General features: G+C 42.9%; 1 protein-coding gene. It reads left to right on the forward strand.

Annotation, left to right across the window (positions count from 1 at the left end; translation table 11 throughout):
• The coding region (gene hflK, locus B4K20_RS14390; RefSeq protein ID WP_289283427.1) for an FtsH protease activity modulator HflK at positions 1 to 602 on the forward strand (602 nt) is incomplete at both ends.

The following is a 602-nucleotide window of genomic DNA, read 5'->3' on the forward strand; positions in this document are numbered from 1 at the left end:
TATGCCACTACAACTATGCCTGGACCACATTGGCATCTGCCGAGCCCAATTGAAAAAGTAGAAGTGGTCAACGTTGAAGAAATTCGTACAGCTGAGATTGGTTACAGAAGCGGTGGTAGTCGAGGTGGTGGCACCATTCACTCTGAGTCACTGATGTTAACTAAAGACGAAAATATTATTGATCTCAAGATTGCCGTACAGTACAGAGTACAAGATGCACCGGCGTATCTTTTCAACGTCAGAAATCCTGATGTTATTTTGCGTCAAATGATGGAAAGTGCAGTACGTGAAACAGTAGGGCGTTCAAATATGGATTTCGTCTTAACTGAAGGTAGAAGCGCGATCGCTAACAGTACTGAGCAACTCTTACAGACAATGCTTGATTCGCATGAAATGGGCTTGTTAGTCACAAGTGTGAATATGCAAGATGTTCAGCCACCCGAGCAAGTTCAAGCAGCATTTGCTGACGTAGTAAAAGCACGCGAAGATGAAGTTCGTCAAAAGAATCAGGCAGAAGCCTATTCAAATGATATCTTGCCGAAAGCCAGAGGTAGAGCGTTTAGAATTGTTCAAGAAGCTGAAGCATATAAGAGTCAAGTTAA

It is taken from the genome of Methylophaga sp. UBA5088, from assembly GCF_002414625.1.
Lineage (GTDB): Bacteria > Pseudomonadota > Gammaproteobacteria > Nitrosococcales > Methylophagaceae > Methylophaga > Methylophaga marina.